This is a genomic window from Borreliella spielmanii, assembly GCF_014201705.1.
Classification (GTDB): domain Bacteria; phylum Spirochaetota; class Spirochaetia; order Borreliales; family Borreliaceae; genus Borreliella; species Borreliella spielmanii.
Window position 1 is genome coordinate 264138 of sequence record NZ_JACHFA010000001.1, and the last position, 26511, is coordinate 290648.

Here is a 26511-nt window from a genome sequence, read left to right on the forward strand (position 1 = left end):
ACTACTCCCTAACTAAGATACTATCAATAAGACCATATTTAAGCGCATCACTTGAAGTCATAAAATAATCTCTTTCCATATCAAGAGCCAGTTTTTCCTTATCAACCCCTATTTGATTAGACATAATATCTATTATTAATTTTTTAAGTCTTAAAATTTCATTAGCTTGTATATTAATATCGCTAGCCTGACCACTTATTCCGCCCCAAGGCTGATGAATCATTATTCTAGAATAAGTTAGGGATTCTCTTTTTCCCTTGGCACCAGCAGCAAGCAAAAAAGCTCCCATTGAAGCAGCTTGCCCAATGCAAATTGTCCTTACATCAGGCTTTATATATTGCATAGTATCATAAATCGCAAGACCTGCGGTAATACTGCCTCCTGGAGAATTCAAGTAAAGATAAATATCTTTGTTTGAATCTTCTGATTCTAAAAACAAAAGCTGAGCAATCACAGTATCCGCTTTAAGATCATTAATCTCTCCACTCAAAAATATTATACGCTCTCTAAGCAATCTTGAATATATATCAAATACCCTCTCATAATTTCCAGTATGCTCTATCACAGTGGGTATTAAATTATGCATAAACTCCATTTTTCTTACTCACAAATTTTATAATTAACAAAATCTTTAAAAGAAACTTGTTTGCCTTTTACTTCTTTAATATTTGCCAAAATTTTTTTCTCAACTCTTTTCCTTTTGATATCATCCTTTAAATAAGAAATCAAATTTTGATCTTCATAAAATTTTTTAATTTCCTCATAACTCAAACCTGAATTCTTAGACTGTCTAACCATCTCATCCTTAAGATCACTCTCAGTAACTTTAATTGGATCTAAATCTACCATTTTCTGAATTATCAATTTAGATTTCAAATTATTAAGAATTTCATCTTTTAAATTATTGCTACCAACATATTCTGAAGAATAAAACATACTTTTAAACTCTTCGAGGCCCATTTTATTTTGCCTTTTAGCATCCTTAAAGGCAATTTCAATTTCAGCTTCAATCATTGAATGAGGAATATCTATTTCTAATTTTTCAGAAATATTAGAAAAAAATTTATTTAGCTTTAAAGCTTCTTTTTTTTCTTCAATAAGACTTAAAATCTTAGATCTTATAAAATTTTTAAGATCATCTAGTGTATCATATCTGCCGCTAATATCTTTTGCAAACTCATCATCTATTAAGGGGAGATCTCTTTTTTTAATACTCTTAATCTTAATCTTTAATTTTCTTAAAGAACCCGCAAGTTCTTCGAATTTGTAATCCGTATTATAAGATTTTTCTATAACTCTCTCCTCATTTATTCTCATACCAATTACATCTCTATCAAAATCATAATAGGTCTCAGATTTTCCAACCGTAAAAACAAAATCTTGTCTTTTTGTTGATACTATTTCATTTAAAAGATCGTCAAGTTCAACAAAATTCACTTTAACAATACTATCTTTCTTAACAACTCCTTCCTCATCTTCAATAATAATTGAATTTTCTATTTGAAGATGCCTAATTTCATCATCAATATCAGAATCATCAATAAAAACTTCGGGAACCTCCACTTCAACATCAATGCCATCAATATTTGGAACTTTAAATTCAGGATAAGTTTCATATACAAAAGTAAACTCAAAATCTTTATCAAGATCTAATCTTAAATTTTCTTCCTTTATAGTAGGAGAAGCATAACTTAAAGGCCTTTTAGGTTCTTCTTTAAAAAATTCTTTAAGAGAATTATTAACCACTTCTTCTAAAACAGTAGCTCTTAAACCCTCAGAATATTTCTTCTCAATAATATTAATAGGAACTTTTCCAATTCTAAACCCCTGAATCTTAAGCCGAGAAGAATAATCTTGCAATAATAAGTTATATTTTTCCTGAATAATATTTTTTGAAACTCTAATGACAACCTCAACTTTTGAACCTGGAAGAAGTTTAATATCTTTACTCAAAATCACTGTTAATGCCTCAATTAAACTTTATTGATAATTATTTAAAAGCGAAAGACGGGATTTGAACCCGCGACTTCCACCTTGGCAAGGTGACACTCTACCCCTGAGTTACTTTCGCACTTTTACAGAAGGTGGGAGTCGAACCCACACGCCAAAGGCACTAGATCCTAAGTCTAGCGTGTCTGCCAATTCCACCACTCCTGCATACTTCATACTCAAACTAGTATACAAAAACTTAAAAGCTTTTGCAAGTATGCCTAATCCATCAAATAAATAATATTTTCGCATTCAGCAGGACTCGAACCTGCAACCTTCGGATTCGAAGTCCACTGCTCTATCCAATTGAGCTATGAATGCAGTTAAAAAATTACTAAAAGGTGATTGACGGGGCTTGAACCCGCGACATTCGGAACCACAACCCGACGCTCTACCAACTGAGCTACAACCACCAATAACGACTAACTATGTTTACTATAATATTTTATAAATATTTAATTTTTAAGTCAATAAAAGGCAAAAACAATAAAAACCACACAACTTTTATTATAAAATAAGTAAGTATTAAAACATTAAATTTTTAAAACTAAAATTTTCGAAATTTTTCTAAACTTTTTTTCAAAAAATCATAAACTCTAATAACTGAAGAAATATTTACTCTTTCTCTAGTAGTATGAGGGAATTCAATCCAAGGTCCAAGAGTAACAGACTCTATACCCCCCCCCAACCTAGAAGATATTATACCTGTTTCAAGCCCCGCATGTATTAAAGAAACATTAGCATCTTTAAGATACATCTCTTTATATACATCTTTAAGATGTTTTAAAAGACTGCTATTCTCATCAGATTTCCAAGAAGGATAGTCATAAATTATACGCAAGCTAGCCACTCCTGATAAATCACTTATTGCTTGCAAATGATTAAATACATACTCTTTATCTGAATCAAATAAAGATCTTATTAAAAAAGTAAAAATATAGTCGTCTTTCATTTTAAAAAGACTTGAAAAATTTAAAGAGGTTTTGATAAGCTTATTTTCATAATTTTCTACTTTTTGAACTCCATGTAAAAATCCCATTCCCATATTTAAAAGCTTACTTTTGCTACTTTCATCAAGAACTTTAACCGATGAAAATTCTTTTTTATTAACAATAATGTCAAATTCATTTTCAAGAGAATATATACTTTTAACTTTAAATACAAAAAGTTTAAGCTCTTTATTTAACAAATCATAATCACTATCATTGATGAAGATTAAAGCCTTAGCTTCATTTGGTATCGCATTACTGCTCTCTCCACCAAAAATACTTTCAATCTCAAAATCAATATTTGCTTTAATTTCAAAAAGAGCAAAAAACATTAATTTTAAAGAATTTGCCAAATCTAAATGAATATCTGCCCCAGAATGACCACCTTTAAGTCCTTTAAATAAAATCTCTACTTTTGTTTTTTTTATTGCAAGACTATATTGGGGAGAAAAAACAATCTCAACAAGTCTTGATCCCGCACAGCCAACTAAAAAATATCCCTCTTCCTCTCCATCAAGATTAATAAGGCTTTTACCACTACATAACTTAGAATCAAGACCAAGAGCACCTATTAAACCTATTTCTTCATCAACGGTAAAAAGAAGTTCTAAATCGGGATGTGGAAAACTATTGGCCTCACTCATAATGCTTAGCATCATAGCTACTCCAACTCCATTATCAGCTCCAAGGGTAGTCCCTACTCCTTTTAGATACCCATTCTCTTCAACAATTTTAATTGGATCTGTTTTAAAATTATGCAAACTTGATTCATTTTTTTCACAAACCATATCAACATGAGATTGTAAAATAATAGGGGACATATCAATGTTATTATTAGATTTTATCTGAACTACAATATTACCAACACTATCTTCTTTAAAAGAATAACCAAATTTTTTGGATTTCTCTTTAATAAAATTAATAATTCCTTTAACATTTTTTGAACATCTTGGAATTTTTGATATTTCTTTAAAAGAATCAATTACGATACTCATAATAACTCCCCTTTGATTATATTAAACTTATAATTATACTTATTACTTACTTATATTTAAGTATAATCAATCATAGTAATATACTAAATTAATCTTAAAATTCATTCAATAACTTTAATAATGTTCATTAAGCTTTATTTTCAGCAAAATTTGCATGATAAATAAAATTTAAAAATTCTTTAGGAATTTCTGAAATAAATCTTGAAGGCAATTGCTCAAAAATTTGCCTATCTTTTTTTCGCTTATTAGCCATAGTAATAATAAGAGAATCTTTTGCACGCGTTAATGCAACATAAAAAACTCTCCTCTCTTCTTCTAAACCAACTTCACTCTCTTCAATGATTCTATGGTGTGGAATAATATTGTCTTCAACAGCAATAAAAAATACATAATCAAATTCCAAGCCTTTAGCGGAATGCACTGTCATTAAATTAATATTGACATTTTCAGATTCCTCATTCATTTCGTTAGACTGAAGAACTATATAGTTTAAAAAACTACTTAAATCTCTCAATTCACCAAATTGTTTGGATTCCCAATTTTTAATAATACTTAAAAACCCTTCTATATTTTGATATTTATATTCAGCTACTTTAATTGAATTAGGATTTTCACTGACTAAAAATCCCCAATATTCAATACTTTCTATCATTTCTTTGATTATATTAGAATAGGTATTTTTTTTTATGCTAAATTTATATTGATACTCCTCAATAAAAGACACAAAATCTTCTATACTTTCAATAACCTGCTTATTTAAAACTTTATCGTAACTAGAAATACTTGCAAAAGAAAAAGCAATATCACAAAGAGCATTATAAATACAGCAACCTTTCTTGTCTGCTATATCTCTAATTTTTTTTAAATATTCCTTACCAATCCCCCTTCTTGGAACATTAATAATTCTAAGTAGATCATAATCGCTTTTAGGATTTATTATTACATTTAAATAAGAAATAATATCTCTTATTTCTTTTCTCTGAAAAAAAGATGTTCCCCCCGAAACTTTATATTTTATGCCTTGTCTTCTAAAAATCATCTCAACATTTTTAAAAAGAGCGTTGGTTCTCATAAGAACTCCTATCTTTTTAGATTGAAAATCTTCTAGTTTTGAAAGTTCTATGATTTGACTTGCAATAAACTCAGATTCTTGAATTTCATCCTCAAATATAAAAAAATCTATAACTTTGCTGCACATCTTTGAAGACCATAAAGTCTTTTCTTTTCTATTTTTGTTATTTAAAATCACAGAATTGGCAACATCTAAAATATTTTTTGCAGAGCGATAATTTTGTTCAAGCTTTATTTCTTTAGCATTGTAATCTTTTTCAAATTGCAACATATTATTATAACTAGCTCCACGCCAAGAATATATCGATTGGTCATCATCCCCAACACAACATAAATTACTATGATTTATCAAAAGGCGAATAAAATTATATTGAATCAAAGAAGTATCTTGAAACTCGTCAATTAAAACGTACTTATATCTTTTAGAATATTTATTTCTAATATCAGAATTATTACTCAATAATTCTTTTGGTTTTAAAATCAAATCATCAAAATCAAAAGAATTATAAAGCCTTAATCGCTCTTCATAAAGTCTAAAAATATTTATATCTTCTTCCTTTAAATCATTAAGAGTAAGAATCCCATTTTTTAAGAGTGAAATAACATTGCTGAGTGAATTTAAAGAAACTTTTTTATTTAAAAGACCTTCATCAAGTAAAATCTCTTTAAGAAGAGAAATTCTATCATTATCATCATAAATGCTGAAGTTTTTTCTATATCCTAACAATTTATAATTTTCTTTTAAAAAGAAAAGTCCAAAAGCATGAAAAGTTGAGACCATAAGATTACTAAGAGGACTTTTTAAAATTTTTTTAATTCTATCTTTCATTTCATTAGCCGCCTTGTTGGTAAAAGTTAAGGCTAAAATTTCCTTCTGAGCAATACCTTTTAAAAGCAAATAAGCTATTCTATGAGTAACAACCCTTGTTTTTCCACTACCAGCACCAGCAATAATTAAAAGGGCACCTTCAATAGTAGTAACTGCTTCATATTGAAATTGGTTGAGAGAATTTTTAAAAAAATCATCAAGCAAGATTAAAAAACCTTTGTTCCATCTGGATATTCCACAATAACTTTAAAGTTTTCAGGAAAAGCAAAAATCTTTCTTGACTTAGATTGATCAAAATCTTTAGCTAAGATTGGAATACGATACTTATTTAATGTATTAACAGCAAACTCTGAATTTTCAAGTCCCACCTTAACCGATCCTTTTGCCATAAAATTAGTTCCCCCAAAAAGCTTGGCTTTAAGATTACCTTTATTAGCTCCATTTTCTAACATTGCATTTATTAACATGGGAATAGCATAAATTCCATACCTTCCCCTTTGATCAGGAGATATATCAAGATCTGACTTGACTAGAACATAATGATTCATTCCAATTAAATTGCTTGATTCGTCCCAAAGCACAACAGCAATACAAGAACCGAGGATTGTAGAAATAACTCTTTTATTTGAAACAAAAGCTTCGCCTGGAACTATTATTGTAACATCTCGTTTTAATTTAAAATTAAAATGATTTAACATAAAATTTAATACTCTCTTAAAAAAAATTTATAAAACTCTTATAAAGGCCTTGCCAAAACCCTAATTTATTTACCTTACTACTAAACAAAGCAATATCCCCTACCTTTTCATTTTCTAAAAAAATCACAGCCCTCCCAACAGGCATATCCCCAGTAAGTGGAGCAACTAACTTATCAACAGTATAACTTATATTAAGTTTATTAAATTCATCTTTAGTAAAAACATAATAAAAAGGCTCTTTAGAAAAAAGAGCTACTGTATCTACTATACCATTATAGACTTTTTCTTTTAATTTTACTATTAAAGGAAATTTGGAATATTCATTAAATCCATATTCAAATAAATTTTTTGCAATCAAAGCCCTCATCCTCTCTCCAGACCTGTTAATTCCTTTTTCAACTCCCAATACAACCGCTATTAATCTTCGATCGCCCTTTTGAGCAGTTGCAACAAGATTTAAGCCTGATTCCTTAATATAGCCCGTTTTAAGACCATCTGAATAAGGATAATCATCTATTAATAAATTAGCATTTCTTTGTTTTAAGTTTAAAAATTTTGATGTTAAAGTAGTTCCTAAATTTTTACTCTTTGGATAAACAAAATACTTTAAGGAATGGATATTAAGCATAAATTTAAACTTTTCTATATAAGATTTTACAAAAAAAGCCATATCCAGCGCTGTAATTTTATTCTCATTACTGTATCCAGAAGGTTCAACAAAATGCATATTAAAAAGCCCTAAATTCATGACATTAATATTCATCAAATTAACAAAACTATTTAAATCGCCTACTACAAACTCAGCAATTGCAATAGAAGCATCATTACCTGAAGAAACGGAAAGCCCTTTTAAAATTTCTTCAAAATTAACAATTTGACCTTTTTCTAAAAACATTAAAGAAGAATTCAAGGGCGCATTATAATATGAAGCAGAATCACTAATAGGAACTATGCTTTTTAATTTTATATTTCGCTTTCCAGCCTCAATTAAAGCTGTATAAATTGTAACAATCTTTGTAAGTGATGCCGGAGGAAAAACCAAATTGGGCTTTTTAGAATAAAGTACCCGCTTAGTATCAAAATCCATTAAAACTATTGACTTTGCATGCAAAGATAATTTATTAATCTCAGCTAAATTAACCGAAAAAAGATCACCACAAAGTAATAAAAAAAATAAAAATAAAGTTAATAATAATTTTTCAATAATACAGATACTATTCATATAATAATATTAAAATTATGTATTATTATATAATATTTATTGATTTTTAATCACAATACAATTAAAAGGAGTCATTTTTTTATGAATTCTTATGATTTTATAGCAGCTTTGGCACCAATAATTCTAATAATTATTGGACTTGGCATAATAAAAAAGCCTGCTTACTATGTAATACCTATATCATTAATAATCACTATTGCTCTAGTTATGCTTTATAAAAACTTAGGAATAGCAAACACAAGTCTTGCAATACTTGAAGGCGCCTTAATAGGAATATGGCCAATAGCAACCGTAATTATTGCTGCCATATTTACATACAAAATGTCAGAAGATCAAAAAGATATAGAAACTATTAAAATTCTTTTATCAAACGTATCTTCTGATAAAAGAATTATGGTCTTGCTAGTGGCGTGGGGATTTGGAAATTTCTTAGAAGGAGTTGCTGGATATGGAACTGCCGTTGCAATCCCCGTGTCAATATTAATAGCAATGGGATTTGAACCATTTTTTGCTTGCTTAATCTGTTTAATAATGAATACCTCTTCAACCGCTTATGGATCTGTGGGAATTCCTATAATATCTTTAGCTCAAGCAACCAACTTAGATGTTAACAATCTTTCAGCTAAGATTGCATTACAACTAATACTTCCAACCTTAACAATACCTTTTGTATTAGTAATTCTTACAGGAGGAGGCATCAAGGGATTAAAAGGGGTGTTTCTTCTTACTCTACTCTCAGGAATGTCGATGGCAATATCTCAAATATTTATATCAAAAACTTTAGGCCCAGAGCTTCCTGCAATCCTTGGGAGCATCCTTTCTATGACAATAACAATAGTTTATGCAAAGTTTTTTGTAAATAAAGAAATGCATGTCGAACACAAAAACAAAAGCACAATACCTTTATCAAAAGGAATTATTGCCTGCTCACCCTACATTTTAATAGTAACGTTTATAGTACTTGTATCTCCTCTTTTTAACAAAATTCACGAATACCTAAAAACTTTCCAAAGCACTATTAGCATTTATCCAGAAGCAAATCCCCTACACTTTAAATGGATTACCTCTCCGGGCTTCTTGATTATACTTGCAACAATAATATCCTACTCAATACGAGGAGTTCCAATATTTAAACAACTAAAAATATTTATACTAACCCTTAAAAAAATGGCATTATCTTCATTTATAATCATATGTATTGTTGCAATATCAAGATTAATGACACACAGTGGAATGATAAGAGATCTTGCCAATGGAATCTCAATAATAACAGGTCAATTTGGTCCATTATTTAGTCCACTAATTGGGGCTATTGGAACATTTTTAACAGGAAGTGACACAGTTTCAAATGTTCTTTTTGGACCTTTGCAAACACAAATGGCAGAAAATATTGGAACAAATCCTTACTGGCTTGCAGCAGCAAATACAACAGGAGCAACTGGAGGAAAGATGATTTCTCCCCAAAACATCACAATAGCAACAACAACAGCTGGATTAATTGGACAAGAAGGCAAGCTTTTATCAAAAACAATAACTTACGCTTTATGCTACATTTTAGCAACAGGATTGCTAGTTTATTTAGTATAAATTAATCATTTAAAATAAATAAGATTAATTGACAATAAAATTAATCTTATTTATAAATTTGAAGAACATAAAAAGCACAAAATAACAACATGGTCTTGAATTTTTATCCAATAGTTTTAATATTATATACATGCTATTATGTAGAATAAGTAATATGTATATAATACATATTATTAAGACGTTTAATAAATAACTAGAACTAATAAAAAGTTTGTAGTTACAACAGGAAGGTATAATTATGAAAAATCATATTTTATATAAACTAATTATATTTTTAACTACATCTGTAGCAATATTTGCAGCAGATGCATTAAAGGAAAAAGATATATTTAAAATAAATCCGTGGATACCTACATTTGGATTTGAAAATACAAGTGAGTTCAGATTCGATATGGACGAGCTTGTCCCTGGATTTGAAAACAAAAGCAAAATTACTATTAAACTTAAACCATTTGAAGCTAATCCAGAATTAGGTAAAGACGATCCATTTTCGGCTTACATTAAGGTAGAAGATCTTGCATTAAAAGCAGAAGGCATAAAAGATGCTCAATTCAAAATTGATGTAGGAAGCATAACAGCCCAAATTAATATATACGATTTTTTTATTAAAATAAGTACTATGACAGATTTTGACTTTAATAAAGAATCTTTATTTAGTTTTGCACCTATGACTGGATTTAAAAGCACTTACTATGGATTCCCAAGTAATGATAGAGCAGTAAGAGGGACAATTCTTGCAAGAGGCACTTCTAAAAATATAGGAACAATTCAACTGGGATACAAGCTCCCACAACTCGACCTTACATTTGCAATAGGAGGAACAGGCACAGGCAATAGAAATCAAGAGAATGACAAAAACACTCCATATAATAAAACCTATCAAGGAATCCTTTATGGAATTCAAGGAACATGGAAGCCAATAAAAAATATGCTTGATCAAAACGAAGATACTGAATCTGTAGTCGCAGAAACGCCTTTTGAATTAAACTTTGGCTTATCAGGAGCTTATGGAAATGAAACATTCAATAATTCATCAATAACATACTCTTTAAAAGATAAATCTGTAGTTGGCAACGATTTATTGAGTCCAACTTTATCAAATTCTGCAATTTTAGCATCTCTTGGGGCTCAATATAAACTTGGATTAACAAAAATTAACAATAAAAATACCTATCTTGTTTTACAAATGGGCACTGATTTTGGAATAGATCCTTTTGCAAGCGATTTTTCTGTATTTGGACACATTTCAAAAGCAGCAAATTTTAAACAAGAAATATCCTCAGATCCTACTAAAAAGTCCGAAAATATATTTGATCCAAATGGAAATGCTCTTAACTTCAATAAAGATACAGAACTGGGCATTGCATTTTCAACAGGGGCAAGCATAGGACTTGCTTGGAATAAAGACACCGGGAAAAAAGAATCTTGGAAGGTTAAGGGAGCTGATTCCTACAGCAAAAGACTATTTGGAGAGCAAGACAAAAAATCTGGAGTTGCATTAGGAATAAGCTATGGACAAAATCTCTACAGATCTAAGGATACTGAAAAAAGATTAAAAACCATATCCGAAAATGCATTTCAAAGCTTAAATGTTGAAATCTCAAGCTATGAAGACAACAAAAAGGGGATTATGAACGGACTAGGATGGATAACATCTATTGGTCTTTATGATATTTTAAGACAAAAATCTGTAGAAAGCTACCCTACATCAACCCCAAGTGCTAATACAAACAATCAAAATGGACAAAGCTCAACAAGCACACAAGCTATACCAAATCTGACATTTGAAGACGCAATGAAACTCGGCATAGCTTTATATCTTGATTATGCAATTCCAATAGAATCTATTTCAACAGAAGCATATGTAGTGCCATATATTGGAGCATACCTTTTGGGGCCTTCTAATAAAATATCAAGCGATGCTACAAAAATTTATTTAAAAACAGGACTTAGCCTTGAAAAACTAATAAGATTTACAACAATTTCTCTTGGATGGGATTCAAATAACATTATAGAACTTGCCAATAAAAACGCAAATAATGCCGCTATTGGTAGTGCTTTCTTACAATTCAAAATAGCCTACAGCGGAAGCTAAAGTAGTAAAGAAGGGCCTTAGGCCCTTCTTTTTTATCTTTAAAAACAAATCAATTAATTACTTAATATTTCTTTCTTTGCAAATTTTTTCATAAGCATTTTGAATTTTAATAAATTTATCATTTGCATCTTTTTGCCTTACAGGATCATTTGCAAACCTATCAGGATGATACTTTATAACAAGGCTTTTATAAGCCTTTTTAATCTCATCATCACTAGCACTATAAGCTAACCCCAAAACACTATAAGGATTTACAATTTTAATATTAATATCTTTATAAGCTTCATAACCATTAAATTCAAGTTCAAGAAAAACACCAACATAAGAAATAAATTTCTCAGCTTCTAAGTTTTTATACCTAGAAAGCCTATTAATTTCTTTAAGCGCAGAAAAAAGCCATACAAAAAGATCTTTATGTTGAAAATAGCCAAGCTTAAGAGTATATAAAATCTTATCTGCATTATTATTCTTAGTAATAGCAGAATGAAAAATAGTATACAATTCTGACTTACCACGTTCAGACAAATTTAAAGAATTGATAATAAAATTGACATAACTTAGCTGTTCTCCAGTTACAGTTCCCAAAATAGATAGTAACTTGGCCATTAATAAAAAAGAAAGTTTATAAAATTCAAACTCTCTAGATCTAGAATATGAGTAATCTCTTGTGAAATAGATTCTAAAAACACCTAAAAAACTAAATAATATCAAAAAAAAAGGAAATAATATAAAAAGCATCCCTATTAAAACGGGATTAAAAACAAAAATAAGAAACAACACTAAAAAAAATATTCTAATTAAGCTTGGCATTTATTAATCATAACCTCCAAACATAATTAAGGCATGTCAAAATCTCTAATAAATCTTACAACTTCCTTTTTTATTTGTTTTAATTCAATATCAGACCTTGTCTTTAAAGCTCTAACAATAAATTTAGCAACATTTAAAGAATCACTTTCATTCAGGCCCCTAGAAGTAATAGCAGCACCCCCAATTCTAATACCAGAAGCCAAGGAAGGACTTTTTTTATCAAAAGGAATAGCATTTTTATTCAAAGTAATATTTACACCCTCAAGCAATTTCTCAGCATCAGCACCTGTAATATCCAAACTACTAAGATCAACCAAAAATAAATGATTATCTGTGCCTCCACTGACAATCCGAAATCCTTCCGACTTGAAATATTCGGCCATAACTTTAGTATTTTTTATTACATTAGAAATGTATTCTTTAAAATTTTCTTGAAGAGCCTCTTTGAATGCAATAGCCTTTCCTGCAATAACATGAACTAAAGGACCCCCTTGGGTTCCAGGAAAAACTGCAGAATTCACAGCATTAAACAAAGCTTTCTCTTTTCCATTAAAGTTTACCAATCTGTCAAAATCTTTTCCAGAAAATATTATTCCACCTCTTGGCCCTCTTAAAGTCTTATGTGTAGTACTTGTAGTAAGATGAGCCACATCAATCGAAGAATTATGAAAACCTGCGGCAATAAGACCTGCAATATGCGCAATATCACACAAAAGATAAGCGGAAACGTCGTCTGCTATTTCTCTAAATTTTTTAAAATCAATTTCTCTTGAATAAGAAGAAGCTCCAGCTATTATTAAATTTGGTCTACAATCTCTAGCTATTTTAAGAACCTCATCATAATCAATCACCTCAGAATCTCTAGAAACACCATAAAAATAAGTGTTAAAAAATATGCCAGAAAAATTCACCCTACTGCCGTGAGTTAAATGCCCCCCATGAGATAATTGCATACCAAGAATCCTGTCGCCTGGCTTAATAAGAGCCATTATAGCAGCCATATTAGCCTGAGATCCGCTATGGGGTTGAACATTGACATACTTTGCACCAAAAAGCTCTTTTGCTCTTGAAATTGCTAAAGTTTCAATCTCATCGACAAAAGAACAACCTCCGTAATATCGATTCAAAGGGTATCCTTCAGCATACTTATTAGTTAAAACACTCCCAACAGCCTGCCTTATCTCTAAAGATGTAAAATTTTCAGACGCAATAAGCTCAATATGCTCTTTCTCTCTTAATTTCTCTTTCTCAATTAAATTAAATATTTGATCATCTCTCATTAAAAATTATCCTCCAAAACAAACCTATGCATCAAAGAATACGATCTGTTTGTCAAGCTTTTATACTTTAAAAACCTAGAATCTAAATACCCATCAAAAAATTCATTTTTATCATAGTCCTCTTTGCACCCATATTGAATATAGTTCTCAGACATATTTAAAAAATACTTAGGGATATCCTTAAATAATACTGCATTTATTATATCAAAATACACAAAACCAACCCCAGCTAAAAAAAATTCAAACCAAAAATGCTCATTCAATTTAAGAGAATTAGAATCGTAGTAAAGACCAACTATATTTCTCAGTGGAATCTCATACTTTAAAAATAATAAATTCGTAAGAATTATTAAATTGCTAGATGAAATTTTTCTTTCTTTGATAGAATCCTTTAAACTTAAATTATTCTCAACAATTTTAAAATTTGAAGTCAAAACATCAATAATCGCTTTAGCCAACCTATAAACTGAATTACTCCCAGCAGTCATTGATAAGATTAGAGAATCTAACGATACTAAATCAACAAAGCTGTAAGATACATAATCCTTTTTTTTGCTTTGAACATAAGTTTTGTATTCTTGATTATTCATATCTTTATTAACCTCAATGCTTTCTAAATATTTAGTATCCAAAAATTTCAAATTAAGTTTATAAGTCTTTACCTTAGTTTTAAAAATAAATTTATTTGTTTTCAGATTTTCAAAAAATAGATTACTAATATTAAAATCAAGATCCTCATTACTACATTTTGCAATTTTTTGACGCTCATTCTCAATTGGTTTTAAATAAAAGATATTAAAATTAATATCTTCGGGGATTGAATCGAAATTATTACTAACATCTTGATCAAAATAAATTTCCTCAACTATTGTAAACTCTTTTGAATCACTTAAAGTCCACTTAAAAAAATCATCTTTAAAAGAGAACGGAACCTTATTGCTTTGAAGCTTGTCTAATAAAACATAAAGCTTACCCCCAGAATTTAAAGTTTTAGGAGAAATAAATTCTACCCTATTTTCAGAAATATCTAAAATATTTTGGGGTAAAATTGTATAAAGTTTGTCCTTGGTTTCAAGAAAAATTTTAATAGCACTAGAATGTGAAAATAAATTCATACCCTGCAATAAAGTTGAAGAATTTGCATTTAAAATTATTTTATCCCCTGAAAAAATATAAGGCATATTTTCTCTGTTAAGCTTAATAGGAACTTGTCTACTAATAACAAGAAAAAGTTCGTTACTAGTCCCACTTTCACTTTTTACAAAAATAAGTCCGGAATTTACTTCGTCTGTAATTTTAAAAACTATTTCAGTGTTATTCCAGCTAATGATACTACTTTTAACCAAATAATTATTGTTAATATTAATATCACCTTTACTATACCCTAAATTGTTCCCTTTAATAACAATAATATCCTTGTGTGAGGTAGGAATTGGAGATATGTCATAAATAATTGGCTTTGAATAAAATAAGAATCCAGAAAAAACAAATAAAAATAAAAAAATAATAAAAATTAAGCTTAAATAAAAATATTTGTTTTTTAAAAAAATAGCCAAATACTAGCCTCTTTTAACCTTGGTTCCTTCCTTAGTGTCAACCAGAACAAAACCTTTTTTAGCAAAAAAGTCTCTAATCTCATCGGCACGCTTAAAATTTTTTTCACATTTAGCTATTCTTCTTTCCTCAATTAAAATTTTCATACTCTCATCAACAACTACATCATGATTTTCTAAATTTTTTAAAATTTCCTCTCTCAAATTAAGCGAAATAACCTCATCAAAAATAAAAGCCAATCTGAGCTTTGAAACAAGACCTAGATTTTCAGATTTAATTATCTCCCAAAGCAAGGCCAATCCTTGAGAAATATTCAAATCAAAAGAAACTCTTTCTATAAAAGAATCATAATATTCTTTTTCATCGCTAAAAGCAAAATTTTTTAAATCCTTATTAAGCATACTTAAATCAACTGGATCTAAAGATGCATAAAAATAACTTAGCCTGTTTATCATATTTTCCCTAGCAATCCTGCTTGCTTGAAGATTATTTAATGAAAATTTTAATTGACTTCTGTAGTGTGATGTCAAACATAAATATCTAAAATCAAGAGGAGAAAAATTTTGCTCTTCTAGGTCTTCAACTGTAATGAAATTCCCGCGTGACTTTGACATTTTATTATAATCCATGATCAAAAATTCTCCATGAACAAAAATATCACACCATTTTTTATTCAAAAAACACTCTACTATTGCTATTTCATTTATGTGATGGACTCCAATATGATCAACTCCTCCTAAATGAATATCAAGCGTATCTTTGAAATACTCCAAATTCATAGCAGCGCACTCTAAATGCCAACTTGGATAACCAAATCCCCAAGGAGAATCCCACTTCATTTCCTGATCTTTAAATTTAGAATTAGTAAACCATAAAACAAAATCGGTTTTATTCCTTTTAAATTTATCAATATCAACCCTAGAAAAAGTCATGTCTTTATTAATCAAATCAATACCAGCCATCTCACCATAGCTTTTAAAACAAGAAGTATCAAAATACACATTACCATTAGAAAAATAAGTAATTTTTTTTTCTTCAAGAATTTTAATAACCTCTATCATGATGGGAATATGTTTACTTGCAACAAGAACTTTATTAGGATATACAATATTTAATTTTCTACAATCCTTAAAAAAGGCTTCTGTAAAAAATTCACTAATCTCATGGACTGTAAGCCCTTTCTCTCTTGCAGTCTTAGCAACTTTATCCTCTCCATCATCAAGATCACCTGTTAAATGCCCAATATCTGTGATATTCATCGCATAGTCAACTTTATATCCTAAAAACCTTAAAGCTTTAATTAATAAATCCCCAAAAATATAAGTTCTAAAATTCCCAATATGGGCATAATCATAAACAGTAGGCCCGCAAGCATACACTTTAACATTATTAAAATTTGTTAACTCTGAAAAATTCTTTGTTCTAGTATTATATAATTTTAAAATCATACATTTCTCAAAATTGAAAAAATAAAAAGTCTAATCTATTATTAAGTAAGTATGCTTAAAAGCCTAAATAATTTTTTTAAAAAAATCAATATAAAGCCTCAAACAAAAAATTTGATTGACTATACAACATATAAAATTGGAAACATTTCGAAATTATTTTTTATTCCTGAAAATATTCAAGAAGCCGAAAGTATTTTTAAAGCCGCAATAGAAGAAAAAATTGAACTATTTATTCTTGGGGGAGGATCTAATATTTTAGTCAATGACGAAGAAGAACTTGATTTTCCAATAATATACACTGGACATCTAAACAAAATAGAAATTCATGACAATAAAATTATCGCCGAATGTGGCGCAAATTTCGAAAATTTATGTAAAATTGCGCTTGATAATAGTTTAAGTGGCCTAGAATTTATCTATGGATTACCTGGAACACTAGGGGGCGCTGTGTGGATGAATGCCAGATGCTTTGGAAATGAAATCTCTGAAATACTAAAAAAAATTACATTTATAAACGATAAAGGGGAAACTATTTGCAAAGAATTTAAAAAAGAAGACTTTAAGTATAAAGTATCACCCTTTCAAAATAAAAACTCTCTCATATTAAAAGTTGAATTGAATTTAAAAAAGGGAAATAAAAAAATTATTGAAGAAGAAATGAATAGAAATAAACAAACAAGAATAAACAAAGGGCACTATTTATTCCCAAGTAGTGGGAGCACCTTTAAAAATAATAAAGCATTTCTTAAACCTAGTGGACAAATAATTGAAGAGTGCAAACTTAAAGGACTAAGAATCGGGGGAGCCTCAGTATCTAAGTATCATGGAAACTTTATTATCAACATCGACAATGCCACTTCCAATGAAGTAAAAAGCTTAATTGAAAAAGTAAAAACCGAAGTCTACTTGAAAACTAGACTTTTACTCGAAGAAGAAGTTCTTTACATAGGATTTAAAAATCAAAAACGCTAAAAAAGAACATCCTTAATCTCATTATTAATTTTTTGAATCAATTCCCTTGTCTTTAATATCTTATCCTTACAAGATTTCATCAAAGATGAATATTCTTGAAGAGAGGTTACTACATCTAAATTCATCTTAGAAGCTTTAAGCTCTTTTAAATCCTGACTAAAGTTATTAAACTTGCCGCTAATAAAAAAATGATTATTAAATATTTCCTTATACATATTCTTAGCATCTCTGATCTTAGTGTCATGAGACAAATATCTTTCTTTAAACTCACCAATTTCTTTAAAATGCTTAGCAAGAGTAAGATCTACTTTCTCATGCCTTGAAAAATTGCTGTCCACATTATCTTGAATATCTATGAAATTTTTATAAATTGTATCAATCTCTGAATTAATTACTGCAATAATGCTATCAACGGTTTTAAGCTCATCTTTAATAGTTTTAGAATATTTTCCAGAATTAATAGCAAGCTTTCTAATCTCCTCAGCAACAACCGCAAAACTTTTACCTGCATCGCCTGCTTTTGCTGCTTCAATTGCTGCATTCATAGCAAGCATATTAGTCTGAGCTGAAATTGAAACTAAAAGCTTATTTACACTTTGCAAGCTGTTCGTTTGAGACAAAAGATCTGCAAAATTTTTATTAACATTTTCAAAAACAACATTTAAATCAAAAACTTTACTTTTAATACTTTCAATATCAGTAGAATTTGTAGTAGCAACTTTATTAAAAATTTCTAAATTTTTATCTATACTATAAAAAAAACTAACATTCTCTTCAAAATTCGAGGAAATTTCTGACATATACTTATTGTGATCATTAATCGGATCAGTAACAGATTCAAATCCCTTTAAAATATCAACGATTGATTTTTCAAATCTGGAAAAAGTATCTCTTAGTTGTTCGTAAGCTAAAATGCTAGAATCTATGCTCTGAGTATTTAATATTGCAGTTTCTATTTGCTCTAAATAACCATTTAAATCTTCAGAATAAAATTTTATCTTCTCAAAAGATTCGTTACTCTTAGACGACAGATTGTCTAGCTTTGAACCAATATAAGAAACAATAGCCGAAGAATACTTAACCTCTAAAGGGGGATCAAGACTAAAAGGATCGCTTTTTGATTTTTGATAATCAACAATTCTATTAAAATCATTAATTAATGAAAAAATAAAAGTATTACATAAATAAAATATAATAGCAAAAGATGATAATAAAAATATAAAAAATACAATCCAATTTGACTTAAACATAATAGGAATGGAATTGACATTTAAAATCAATCCTTGAATCAAAAAATCATCGATTTTTGCAAAGTTTAAAAAATAAAAATCGCCTCCATAATTAAAAGTTTGCTGAGAAAGAGAAAAATCTTTCTTAGTATAAGATATAACCTTACTTAAAACATTCTCACTATAAACCGTAGAAAAAGATTTGGATTTAAGATTATTAAAGTTTAAAAAAATGGGTACATAATTTCTGTCAAGCATAAAAAAATTATAATTCTTACTGCCAAATTTAAGAGAAGAATAAAGTTGATTTTCAATAATATCAAACGACTCATCAAAGCATATTAAAATCCCTATCACGCCCAATATTGCAACAGAATCCCTAACAGGAAAACTTACTACAGAATAAATTTTGCCATCTATTATCATATACCTTGAATAATATTTAGAATTTTTTTCTATAGGAACAGAATAAATTGGATCTAATCTAATATCTTTTAAACCTAAAGGTGAAAAATTTGAATTTGATATTAAAACATTCTTTCCTATAGGAATATAAAATATACCTTCTAGTGAATTTTCTGCTACAGGAATAGTTTTAAAAATTTTATCTATAGAGCTAAATTCCCTTGACTTTAAAAACAAATCACTATTTTCATTTAAACTATCACCCAATTTTAAACTTGAAGACAAAAGAAAGCTCTTTGAAGAATTCACCAATATCCCAAACCTATAGCTATCTTTTATAAGCTCCTCAAGAACCCTAGAAGATTCTAAATATTTAGCCTTAATAACAGCAGCCACACTGTTTAAAAACAACTTAGAATCAAATTTAAAGCGATCCAAATATTCATTTTTATGATTCATATAAGAATAGCCTATAAATAAAATATTAAAAAAAAGAAATCCAAATAAAACTAGATAAAGAACTCGTTTAGTATTTTTCAAATTAACATCGATTACATTCTCATCAGTCATAAAAGCTCTCCAAACATAACATTAACATTACTAAAGCTTTAAAACAAAACTTTTACCTTCACAAACCACATATAAACAATTACTAATAACAATTAGCAAATCGGACTTTCCTTTCTAAAGCTTAAAGATTAAATCCCTAAATATTTGCAAATAATTATTTTATAATTTAGCTACATGCATATATAATTATATAATAAAACATATAGAATACTAAAAATTTAAAATTTTAAAGATTTTATAAAAAATCAAAATTTTGAGGAGACTTAGTGAAAAAAAAGAAACTTAACTCCAGCCTTTTTTATAAATTCAATTTTATAATTCTGGCATATACAATAATTATCATTGCAACAACCTTTTTATTACTAGATCAGGGCTATAAAAAAATCATAACAAAAGAACTTCAAGACTTTACAAAATTTATCAATCAAGCAATGATTAAAAGCTTTTCTGATGAATCTAGAGAAATAATAAAAGCTTTAAATATATTAACAGCTAGGTATGATTATAAATCCGCAATTCTAAATAACAAAAATGAAGAACACTTGGTATCTGACAAAATTTTAATTACATTACCATCCTTTATTAAAATAATAGAGTATGCAAACAAAGATGGATACATAATCGCATCAAGTGAAAAAAAAAGATCTGGACAATATATGAGCTTAAAAGAATTGATCTTGGGTAAAGCTATAACTGCATTTCAAATTTCAATTCTTCACAACAGTTTAGCAAAAATAAATAACAATTTTTATATTCCAATAGCATATAAAATAACAGATTCAAAAAAATCTAATGTTGGATATATTATTTTATATGCTGACATTTCAGAAAAAATTTCTGAACTAAAAGAATATCTTTTGCTACTTTTAGAAAACTCATTACTAGAACAAAATGCAAGCAGCCAAAATTCATCAAAATACTTTAATATATACATAATAAATAACAGTGGAGATGCATTTGGGGGAAAAGATGAGGTTTTGAAAAATATAAAGCACATATTTGGCTTTAACGCAAAAACATTAACTCAAATATTAAACGCACTATCTCAAGGAAAAGCAAACTACAATACAAGCAATTCAAATGAAATAATCTCCTTAGCAAGGATCACAACATCTAATTGGTACTTAGGAATAAAAATAGATTATAATAACATATTTTCAAAAGAATTTAAAAACATGAGATTGGTTTCACTTTCCATTATATTTATTTTGGTAATAATTTTCATATTAATAATGATATCAACCATAAAAACCTTAATAATATCAAAAATAGATAAACTCAATGTTGTCATTCCAAAAGTTAAAAACGGCGACTTGACATTTAAAATCGAATCAAAGGGTAAAGATTCAATAAGCTCAACAATCAATCTTTTTGGTCATTTTATTGAAAATCTAAAAAATGTAATAAATTCACTACAAGAACGAGTGAAGCTATTGAAAGAAAACGGAGACCATTTATTTAGTGAAATAAATAAAACCCACAATACAATAAAAAATTCAAATCAATACATAGAAAAAACACAAGAAGAAGTAGAAAAACAAGTAGAATTTATCTCTAATACAACAAACGTAATTGAAAGTCTTTCAAAAAACATTTCGTCTCTTGACAACTCAATTGAAACTCAAGCTGCAAGCGTTGAACAATCCTCATCCGCTATCGAAGAAATGATAGGAGGAATACAATCAATAACAGAAATAACTCAAAAAGCTGCAAAAAGCACAGAAGAACTAAAAAGATTCTCTGATGATGGGCGAAAAAAACAAGAAGAGATTATTGCTCAAATTAAAGAGATTTTCAAAAACTCAACAAGATTACAAGAAGCAAACTCTTTAATTTCATCTATAGCTAGTCAAACCAACCTGCTTTCAATGAACGCTGCAATTGAAGCATCTCATGCTGGTGAAGCTGGTAAAGGATTTGCTATTGTTGCAGAAGAAATAAAAGACCTAGCAGAACAAGTAACATCACAATCAGAATCGGTTGCTTCATCAATTAACGAAATAATGGACTCCATAACCAAAACCGTAAATACTTCTGAATTAACAAATAAAGCTTTCAACCAAATATTCGATTCAATTAATCTAGTTGTTCAAGTAATAGAAGAAATAAATCATACAATGCAAGAACAATCAATAGGCAGCCAAGAAATTTTAAAAGCCTTAAATACAATGAGAGAAATAACATATGAGGTCAAAATTGGCTCAAATGATATGTTTAGAGGCAACAAAGAAATCATTAACACTGTTAAACTGTTAGGAGAAATTAATATTACAGTCTCAAACTCTATGAAAGGCTTAAAAGAAGAAATTAACAAACTAATAGAAGCGATTGGGCGTATTAAAGTTTTAGGAACTACAAACTCAAGCCATATTTCTGGAATTAGTGAGAGTACAAATCAATTTAAAACCAAATAAAATATAAAATAGATTAAAAGGAAATAATATGCAAAAAAAGACATTTTATAAGACCGAAAAATATCTCAAAAGCCACTTAATGTTATTTCCTATTTTTGCCTATACAAAAAACTTTTTAGATGGTAGTATCGTATCTGTTTGGATTTCACTGTGCATTATATTTCCTGCTTTAATAATCAATCAAATAGAATTGAAAAAACATAAAAGTCATATATTAGGAATATATCTATTAATAATAGGAATTTTTACTAGCCTGACTTACTTATTCATGCTCTATTTAACACCAACCTTATACAAAGAATTTAAATTTTCAATACCTATTTTAATAGCCATAATAATATCATTCCATAAAAATGAGCCTTTTAAAATCCTAAAAACTCCATCGATGATAATTAAATATTCTAAAATTCCAATTTTAATTTTCATTAGCCTAAGCTCAATAATTTCACTTATTAGAGAAATATTAAACACAGGAAGCTTAAAACTTTTTAACAAAGAGATACCTATAATAAAAGAGCTTATAAATACAAAAATGTCAGCCCATAGCTCAAACATTTTTATTGTAGCGTCTTTAATTTTACTATTAATAAATATACTAACGAACGTTAAAGAGGAAAAAAATGAATAAAAGTGTCAAAAAAAATATTAAAGACGAAATTAGCATTATAGTTACCAATCTGGCATTATCAAAAAATATAAAGCTAGACAAAATTAATATAAATATTCAAAAACCTCCCAAAAACGATCTAGGAGATATTTCTATATTAATATTTGAAATTAGCAAAACTTTGAAACTTCCTATTGCAACTATTTCTGAAGAAATAATAAAAAATCTTAAAGCTAAATATGAAATTAAAGCTATGGGGCCTTACTTAAACATCAAAATTCCTAGAAAAGAATATATAAAAAATACAATACAAATGATAAATATCCAAAAAGACACCTATGGAACAAGTAAATATCTAGACAATAAAAAAATAATATTAGAATTTTCATCGCCCAATACAAATAAACCACTGCATGTGGGACATCTTAGAAATGACGCAATAGGGGAAAGCCTGTCTAGAATATTAAAAGCTGTGGGTGCAAAAATTACAAAAATAAACTTAATAAATGACCGTGGGGTTCATATCTGCAAATCAATGCTTGCATACAAAAAATTTGGAAATGGAATTACCCCTGAAAAAGCTTTTAAAAAAGGAGACCATTTTATTGGAGATTTTTATGTTCAATACAACAAATACGCTCAAGAAAATAAAAATGCTGAAGAAGAAATTCAAGATCTACTTTTAAAATGGGAACAAAAAGATGCAAGCACAATTGAACTTTGGGAAAAGTTAAATAAATGGGCAATTGAAGGAATAAAAGAAACATACAAAATTACAAATACCTCATTTGATAAAATTTATCTTGAAAGTGAAATTTTTGAAATTGGGAAAAATGTCGTGCTAGAAGGGCTTGAAAAAGGATTTTGTTATAAACGAGAAGATGGCGCAATATGCATTGATTTGCCCTTAGATTCAGATGAAAAAGTGGACACTAAAGTAAAACAAAAAGTACTCATAAGATCAAACGGAACATCTATCTACCTTACTCAGGATTTAGGAAATATAGCAGTTAGAACAAAAGAATTTAATTTTGAGGAAATGATTTATGTGGTTGGAAATGAACAAATTCAGCACTTTAAAAACTTATTTTTTGTATCAGAAAAATTAGAAATTTCTAAAAACAAAAAACTTTTTCATTTGTCACACGGAATGGTCAATCTTATTGATGGCAAAATGAAATCAAGAGAAGGAAATGTAATTGATGGAGATAATTTAATCTCAGACCTCATGGAATCAATAATGTCGCCTGAAATTACACAAAAAATTGAAAACAAAGAGAATGCTAAAAAAAATGCTTTAAATATTGCATTAGGAGCAATTCACTATTATCTACTAAAATCAGCTGTACATAAAGATATTATATTTAACAAAAAAGAAAGCCTATCTTTTACAGGAAATTCTGGACCATATATCCAATACGTCGGAGCAAGAATTAATAGTATTCTTGAAAAATATAATGCTCTTTCTATTCCTATAATGGAAAAAATTGATTTTGAACTTTTAAAACATGAAAAAGAATGGGAAATTGTTAAAATTATATCAGAATTAGAAGAAAATATAATCAAGGCAGCAAAAGATTTAAACCCCTCAATACTTACCAGCTATTCATACTCACTTGCAAAGCATTTTAGCGCATACTATCAAGAAGTTAGAGTAATAGACACATTTAATATTGATTTAACAACCGCAAGAATCGAATTTTTAAAAGCTATATTACAAACAATAAAAAATTGCATGTACCTACTCAATATTCCTTATATGTTAAAAATGTAGACAAGAAAATTTTATAAAATTTTCTTGTCTAATATCCGTTTAAATCCAGATCACTTTTACTAAAAATTAATCTTATTTTATCTTCGTACTTTTGAGATATATAATATCTTTTTAACTTAAGAGTATTGGTCAGCTCTTCCCCAATTGAAAAAGAATCCTGGAGTAGGGTAAAACCTACTATTTTTTCAAAACTTTTAAAACCTAATTTTGTATTAATAGTATCTGAGATATGCTTAGAATAAAGTTTATTAACATCCTCATTAGCCAATAAATCACCTCTAGAAGAAAAAGACACCCCACTAGAATTTGCCCACTTTTCAAGATTGTCAAAATTAGGTACAATAATAGCTCCTAAAAATTTTTGATCTTGACCGACAATCATAATATTTTCAATAAATAAAGACTTGCCTAAAACCCTCTCAAGAGGCTCGGGCTCAATATTTTCTCCCCCTCGGAGAACAATTGTATCTTTACTTCTACCAACAATTGAAATTTCATTATTAATTGTCAACCTAACTAAATCTCCACTATTAAACCAACCATCTTCTGTTAAAACTTCACTAGTCTTAGCCTTATCCTTAAAATAACCACTCATTACCTGTGGAGACTTTACCCAAAGCTCACCTTTTTCTCCATAAGGCAAAACTTTTCCATCAATTCCAACCACTTTGTATTCAACATCTGGCAAAATAGGCCCTACGGTTCTTGCTACAGGGCCTTTAAAACGTCTAACACTTAAAATGGGGCCCGTTTCAGTAAGACCATAACCTTCAAGAACTTTAATTCCTACAGCCTTGAAAAAATAATCAACATAATCAACCAACGCCCCGCCACCAGAAACTCCAAATTCAAAATTTTGTCCAAGGGCTTTTTTTATTTTTTTAAATACCAAAATATCACCTAATAATTTAACAGGGAGAATTAAAATCATCCCAACAAATAAAAATAACTTTAAAAAAAGCGAAATAAACAAATTGGGTTTTTTATAAACAGGTGAAAAACCTAAAAATTTTTCCTTAAGCTTTGCATAAACAATTCCAATTTTTAAAAACCCTCCAAACATAAGCTTCTTAATCAAAGATTCTGATACCTTTTTAATAATACCTATTCTTATACCTTCCCAAATTCTAGGTACAGAAATAATCATCTGGGGATTTAAAAGTAAAAAATCTTTTAACAAAACAGGACCTATGGGCTTTGAATACGCAATTGCTATACCCTTTAAAGCAACTATATATTCACAAGCCCTCTCAAAAGAATGCCAAAGGGGAAGAATAGAAATCATTATCTTACCAGGCTTAAGCGTTGGAAGATAATCATAAAGTCTGTCTAATTGGAAAATAAAAGATTCATGTCTCAACATTACTCCCTTTGGCATACCTGTTGTACCAGAAGTATATATTATAGTTGCAATGTCTTTTGAAGAACCTTTTTCAATCTCCATATCAAATGATTTTGGATTAACTCTTAAATACTCAGCTCCAAGCTCTAGTAATTTTTTATAAGAAAATATAGTAATATTACCCATTTTTTCTTCATAAGATTTATCATCATCAATAACAACAATACACTTCACCAATCTAAGATCATGTTTTTTGGATAAAACTTTTTGAAGCTGTTTATTGTTTTCAACAAAAATAAAAGTAGATTCAGAATGGTTAATAATATAAGTTAATTCATCCTCAGAAGAATCATTCCCTCTTGGAACATCCACACAACCTAACCCCAAAGTAGCAACATCAATTATTATCCACTCCCTTCTAGAATCAGAAATAATTACAACCTTTTCTCCCCTTTTGATGCCATAATGCAAAAGCCCAGAAGCTATTCTTTTTGTTTCATTCCAAAAATCAGAGTATATTTGCTTCTTAAAGCTTTTAGAATCTCCTTCCTTGTATATAAAAATATCAAGCTCACTATAAAGAGTTACCACCTCTTTAAAACGCTTAGGCACAGTATCTCTCATAAATACC

At 28.8% G+C, this 26511-nt stretch carries 18 protein-coding genes and 4 tRNA genes; 6 read left to right on the top strand and 16 right to left on the bottom strand.

Annotated features, from left to right (window positions below; translation table 11 throughout):
* Position 1: 1 nt before the first annotated feature.
* The 10 genes from clpP to HNR35_RS01240 form a co-directional block, all read right to left on the bottom strand.
* Positions 2-586 (bottom strand): ATP-dependent Clp endopeptidase proteolytic subunit ClpP, encoded by a 585-nt coding sequence (gene clpP, locus HNR35_RS01195; protein ID WP_095456353.1) that lies wholly within the window; start codon positions 584-586, stop codon positions 2-4.
* 14 nt (positions 587-600) lie between these two features.
* Entirely contained in the window at positions 601-1959 is a 1359-nt protein-coding gene (gene tig / locus HNR35_RS01200; RefSeq protein ID WP_183223381.1) for a trigger factor, read from the bottom strand.
* A 40-nt stretch (positions 1960-1999) separates the two neighbouring features.
* Positions 2000-2071, bottom strand: a tRNA-Gly gene (locus HNR35_RS01205).
* 5 nt (positions 2072-2076) lie between these two features.
* Positions 2077-2157, bottom strand: a tRNA-Leu gene (locus HNR35_RS01210).
* A 79-nt stretch (positions 2158-2236) separates the two neighbouring features.
* Positions 2237-2310, bottom strand: a tRNA-Arg gene (locus HNR35_RS01215).
* An 18-nt stretch (positions 2311-2328) separates the two neighbouring features.
* Positions 2329-2403: transfer RNA gene (locus tag HNR35_RS01220), tRNA-His, on the bottom strand.
* Positions 2404-2536: 133 nt separating this feature from the next.
* Positions 2537-3973 carry a beta-Ala-His dipeptidase gene (pepD, locus tag HNR35_RS01225; protein WP_183223383.1) on the bottom strand — a complete coding sequence of 479 codons (1437 nt, stop codon included), beginning with the start codon at positions 3971-3973 and terminating at the stop codon, positions 2537-2539.
* Between the two features lie 127 nt (positions 3974-4100).
* Positions 4101-6077 (bottom strand): ATP-dependent helicase, encoded by a 1977-nt coding sequence (locus tag HNR35_RS01230; protein ID WP_214645957.1) that lies wholly within the window; start codon positions 6075-6077, stop codon positions 4101-4103.
* Between the two features lie 2 nt (positions 6078-6079).
* A complete protein-coding gene (gene cheD, locus HNR35_RS01235; protein WP_006433932.1) occupies positions 6080-6571 on the bottom strand; it encodes a chemoreceptor glutamine deamidase CheD in 492 nt (163 codons plus the stop codon).
* 16 nt (positions 6572-6587) lie between these two features.
* Entirely contained in the window at positions 6588-7793 is a 1206-nt protein-coding gene (locus tag HNR35_RS01240) for a D-alanyl-D-alanine carboxypeptidase family protein (RefSeq protein WP_183223385.1), read from the bottom strand.
* A gap of 81 nt (positions 7794-7874) precedes the next feature.
* Between HNR35_RS01240 and HNR35_RS01245 the strand changes: the two genes are divergently transcribed.
* On the top strand, positions 7875-9380 hold the full coding sequence (locus HNR35_RS01245; RefSeq protein ID WP_183223387.1) for a lactate permease LctP family transporter: 1506 nt from the start codon (positions 7875-7877) through the stop codon (positions 9378-9380).
* Between the two features lie 238 nt (positions 9381-9618).
* Positions 9619-11475, top strand: a complete 1857-nt coding sequence (locus HNR35_RS01250) for an integrin-binding adhesin P66 family protein (protein WP_183223389.1) — start codon at positions 9619-9621, stop codon at positions 11473-11475.
* Positions 11476-11532: 57 nt separating this feature from the next.
* Here HNR35_RS01250 and HNR35_RS01255 read toward each other — a convergent pair whose 3' ends face one another.
* The 4 genes from HNR35_RS01255 to HNR35_RS01270 are packed head-to-tail and all read right to left on the bottom strand — an operon-like array spanning position 11533 to position 16567.
* Positions 11533-12285, bottom strand: a complete 753-nt coding sequence (locus HNR35_RS01255; RefSeq protein ID WP_183223391.1) for a J domain-containing protein — start codon at positions 12283-12285, stop codon at positions 11533-11535.
* Between the two features lie 26 nt (positions 12286-12311).
* Positions 12312-13565, bottom strand: coding sequence for a serine hydroxymethyltransferase (glyA, locus tag HNR35_RS01260; protein ID WP_183223393.1), 1254 nt, complete (start codon positions 13563-13565; stop codon positions 12312-12314).
* Complete coding sequence (locus HNR35_RS01265; protein ID WP_183223395.1) at positions 13565-15121, bottom strand: IPT/TIG domain-containing protein; 1557 nt, start codon at positions 15119-15121, stop codon at positions 13565-13567. The genes glyA and HNR35_RS01265 overlap by 1 nt, the downstream gene beginning before the upstream one ends.
* A gap of 3 nt (positions 15122-15124) precedes the next feature.
* Positions 15125-16567, bottom strand: a complete 1443-nt coding sequence (locus HNR35_RS01270; RefSeq protein ID WP_183223397.1) for a cysteine--tRNA ligase — start codon at positions 16565-16567, stop codon at positions 15125-15127.
* 51 nt (positions 16568-16618) lie between these two features.
* Between HNR35_RS01270 and murB the strand changes: the two genes are divergently transcribed.
* The gene (murB, locus tag HNR35_RS01275; protein WP_006434000.1) at positions 16619-17539 is read left to right on the top strand and encodes a UDP-N-acetylmuramate dehydrogenase; all 921 of its coding nucleotides are present in this window, start codon (positions 16619-16621) and stop codon (positions 17537-17539) included.
* Here murB and HNR35_RS01280 read toward each other — a convergent pair.
* Positions 17536-19743 carry a methyl-accepting chemotaxis protein gene (locus tag HNR35_RS01280; protein ID WP_183223399.1) on the bottom strand — a complete coding sequence of 736 codons (2208 nt, stop codon included), beginning with the start codon at positions 19741-19743 and terminating at the stop codon, positions 17536-17538. The two genes, murB and HNR35_RS01280, sit on opposite strands and share 4 nt — an antisense overlap.
* A gap of 266 nt (positions 19744-20009) precedes the next feature.
* On the opposite strand from HNR35_RS01280, the gene HNR35_RS01285 reads away from it, so the two are divergent.
* From HNR35_RS01285 to argS, 3 genes are read left to right on the top strand one after another with little or no spacing between them, the layout of a single operon-like run.
* On the top strand, positions 20010-22157 hold the full coding sequence (locus HNR35_RS01285; RefSeq protein WP_183223401.1) for a methyl-accepting chemotaxis protein: 2148 nt from the start codon (positions 20010-20012) through the stop codon (positions 22155-22157).
* A 28-nt stretch (positions 22158-22185) separates the two neighbouring features.
* The gene (locus HNR35_RS05775; protein WP_236845779.1) at positions 22186-22785 is read left to right on the top strand and encodes a hypothetical protein; all 600 of its coding nucleotides are present in this window, start codon (positions 22186-22188) and stop codon (positions 22783-22785) included.
* Positions 22778-24538, top strand: a complete 1761-nt coding sequence (gene argS / locus HNR35_RS01295) for an arginine--tRNA ligase (protein ID WP_183223405.1) — start codon at positions 22778-22780, stop codon at positions 24536-24538. Before HNR35_RS05775 ends, argS begins: the two co-directional genes overlap by 8 nt.
* Positions 24539-24566: 28 nt before the next feature.
* On the opposite strand, the gene HNR35_RS01300 is transcribed toward argS, so the two are convergent.
* Entirely contained in the window at positions 24567-26504 is a 1938-nt protein-coding gene (locus HNR35_RS01300) for an AMP-binding protein (protein ID WP_183223407.1), read from the bottom strand.
* Between the last annotated feature and the right edge of the window lie 7 nt (positions 26505-26511).

Excerpts from the sequence above, each read along its gene's own strand:
- HNR35_RS01300 (WP_183223407.1), bottom strand. The coding sequence starts at position 26,504 with ATGAGAGATACTGTGCCTAAGCGTTTTAAAGAGGTGGTAACTCTTTAT.
- HNR35_RS01240 (WP_183223385.1), bottom strand. The coding sequence starts at position 7,793 with ATGAATAGTATCTGTATTATTGAAAAATTATTATTAACTTTATTTTTA.
- cheD (WP_006433932.1), bottom strand. The coding sequence starts at position 6,571 with ATGTTAAATCATTTTAATTTTAAATTAAAACGAGATGTTACAATAATA.
- murB (WP_006434000.1), top strand. The coding sequence starts at position 16,619 with ATGCTTAAAAGCCTAAATAATTTTTTTAAAAAAATCAATATAAAGCCT.
- HNR35_RS01270 (WP_183223397.1), bottom strand. The coding sequence starts at position 16,567 with ATGATTTTAAAATTATATAATACTAGAACAAAGAATTTTTCAGAGTTA.
- argS (WP_183223405.1), top strand. The coding sequence starts at position 22,778 with ATGAATAAAAGTGTCAAAAAAAATATTAAAGACGAAATTAGCATTATA.
- HNR35_RS01255 (WP_183223391.1), bottom strand. The coding sequence starts at position 12,285 with ATGCCAAGCTTAATTAGAATATTTTTTTTAGTGTTGTTTCTTATTTTT.
- HNR35_RS05775 (WP_236845779.1), top strand. The coding sequence starts at position 22,186 with ATGCAAAAAAAGACATTTTATAAGACCGAAAAATATCTCAAAAGCCAC.
- clpP (WP_095456353.1), bottom strand. The coding sequence starts at position 586 with ATGCATAATTTAATACCCACTGTGATAGAGCATACTGGAAATTATGAG.
- HNR35_RS01280 (WP_183223399.1), bottom strand. The coding sequence starts at position 19,743 with ATGACTGATGAGAATGTAATCGATGTTAATTTGAAAAATACTAAACGA.
- HNR35_RS01250 (WP_183223389.1), top strand. The coding sequence starts at position 9,619 with ATGAAAAATCATATTTTATATAAACTAATTATATTTTTAACTACATCT.
- glyA (WP_183223393.1), bottom strand. The coding sequence starts at position 13,565 with ATGAGAGATGATCAAATATTTAATTTAATTGAGAAAGAGAAATTAAGA.
- HNR35_RS01245 (WP_183223387.1), top strand. The coding sequence starts at position 7,875 with ATGAATTCTTATGATTTTATAGCAGCTTTGGCACCAATAATTCTAATA.
- pepD (WP_183223383.1), bottom strand. The coding sequence starts at position 3,973 with ATGAGTATCGTAATTGATTCTTTTAAAGAAATATCAAAAATTCCAAGA.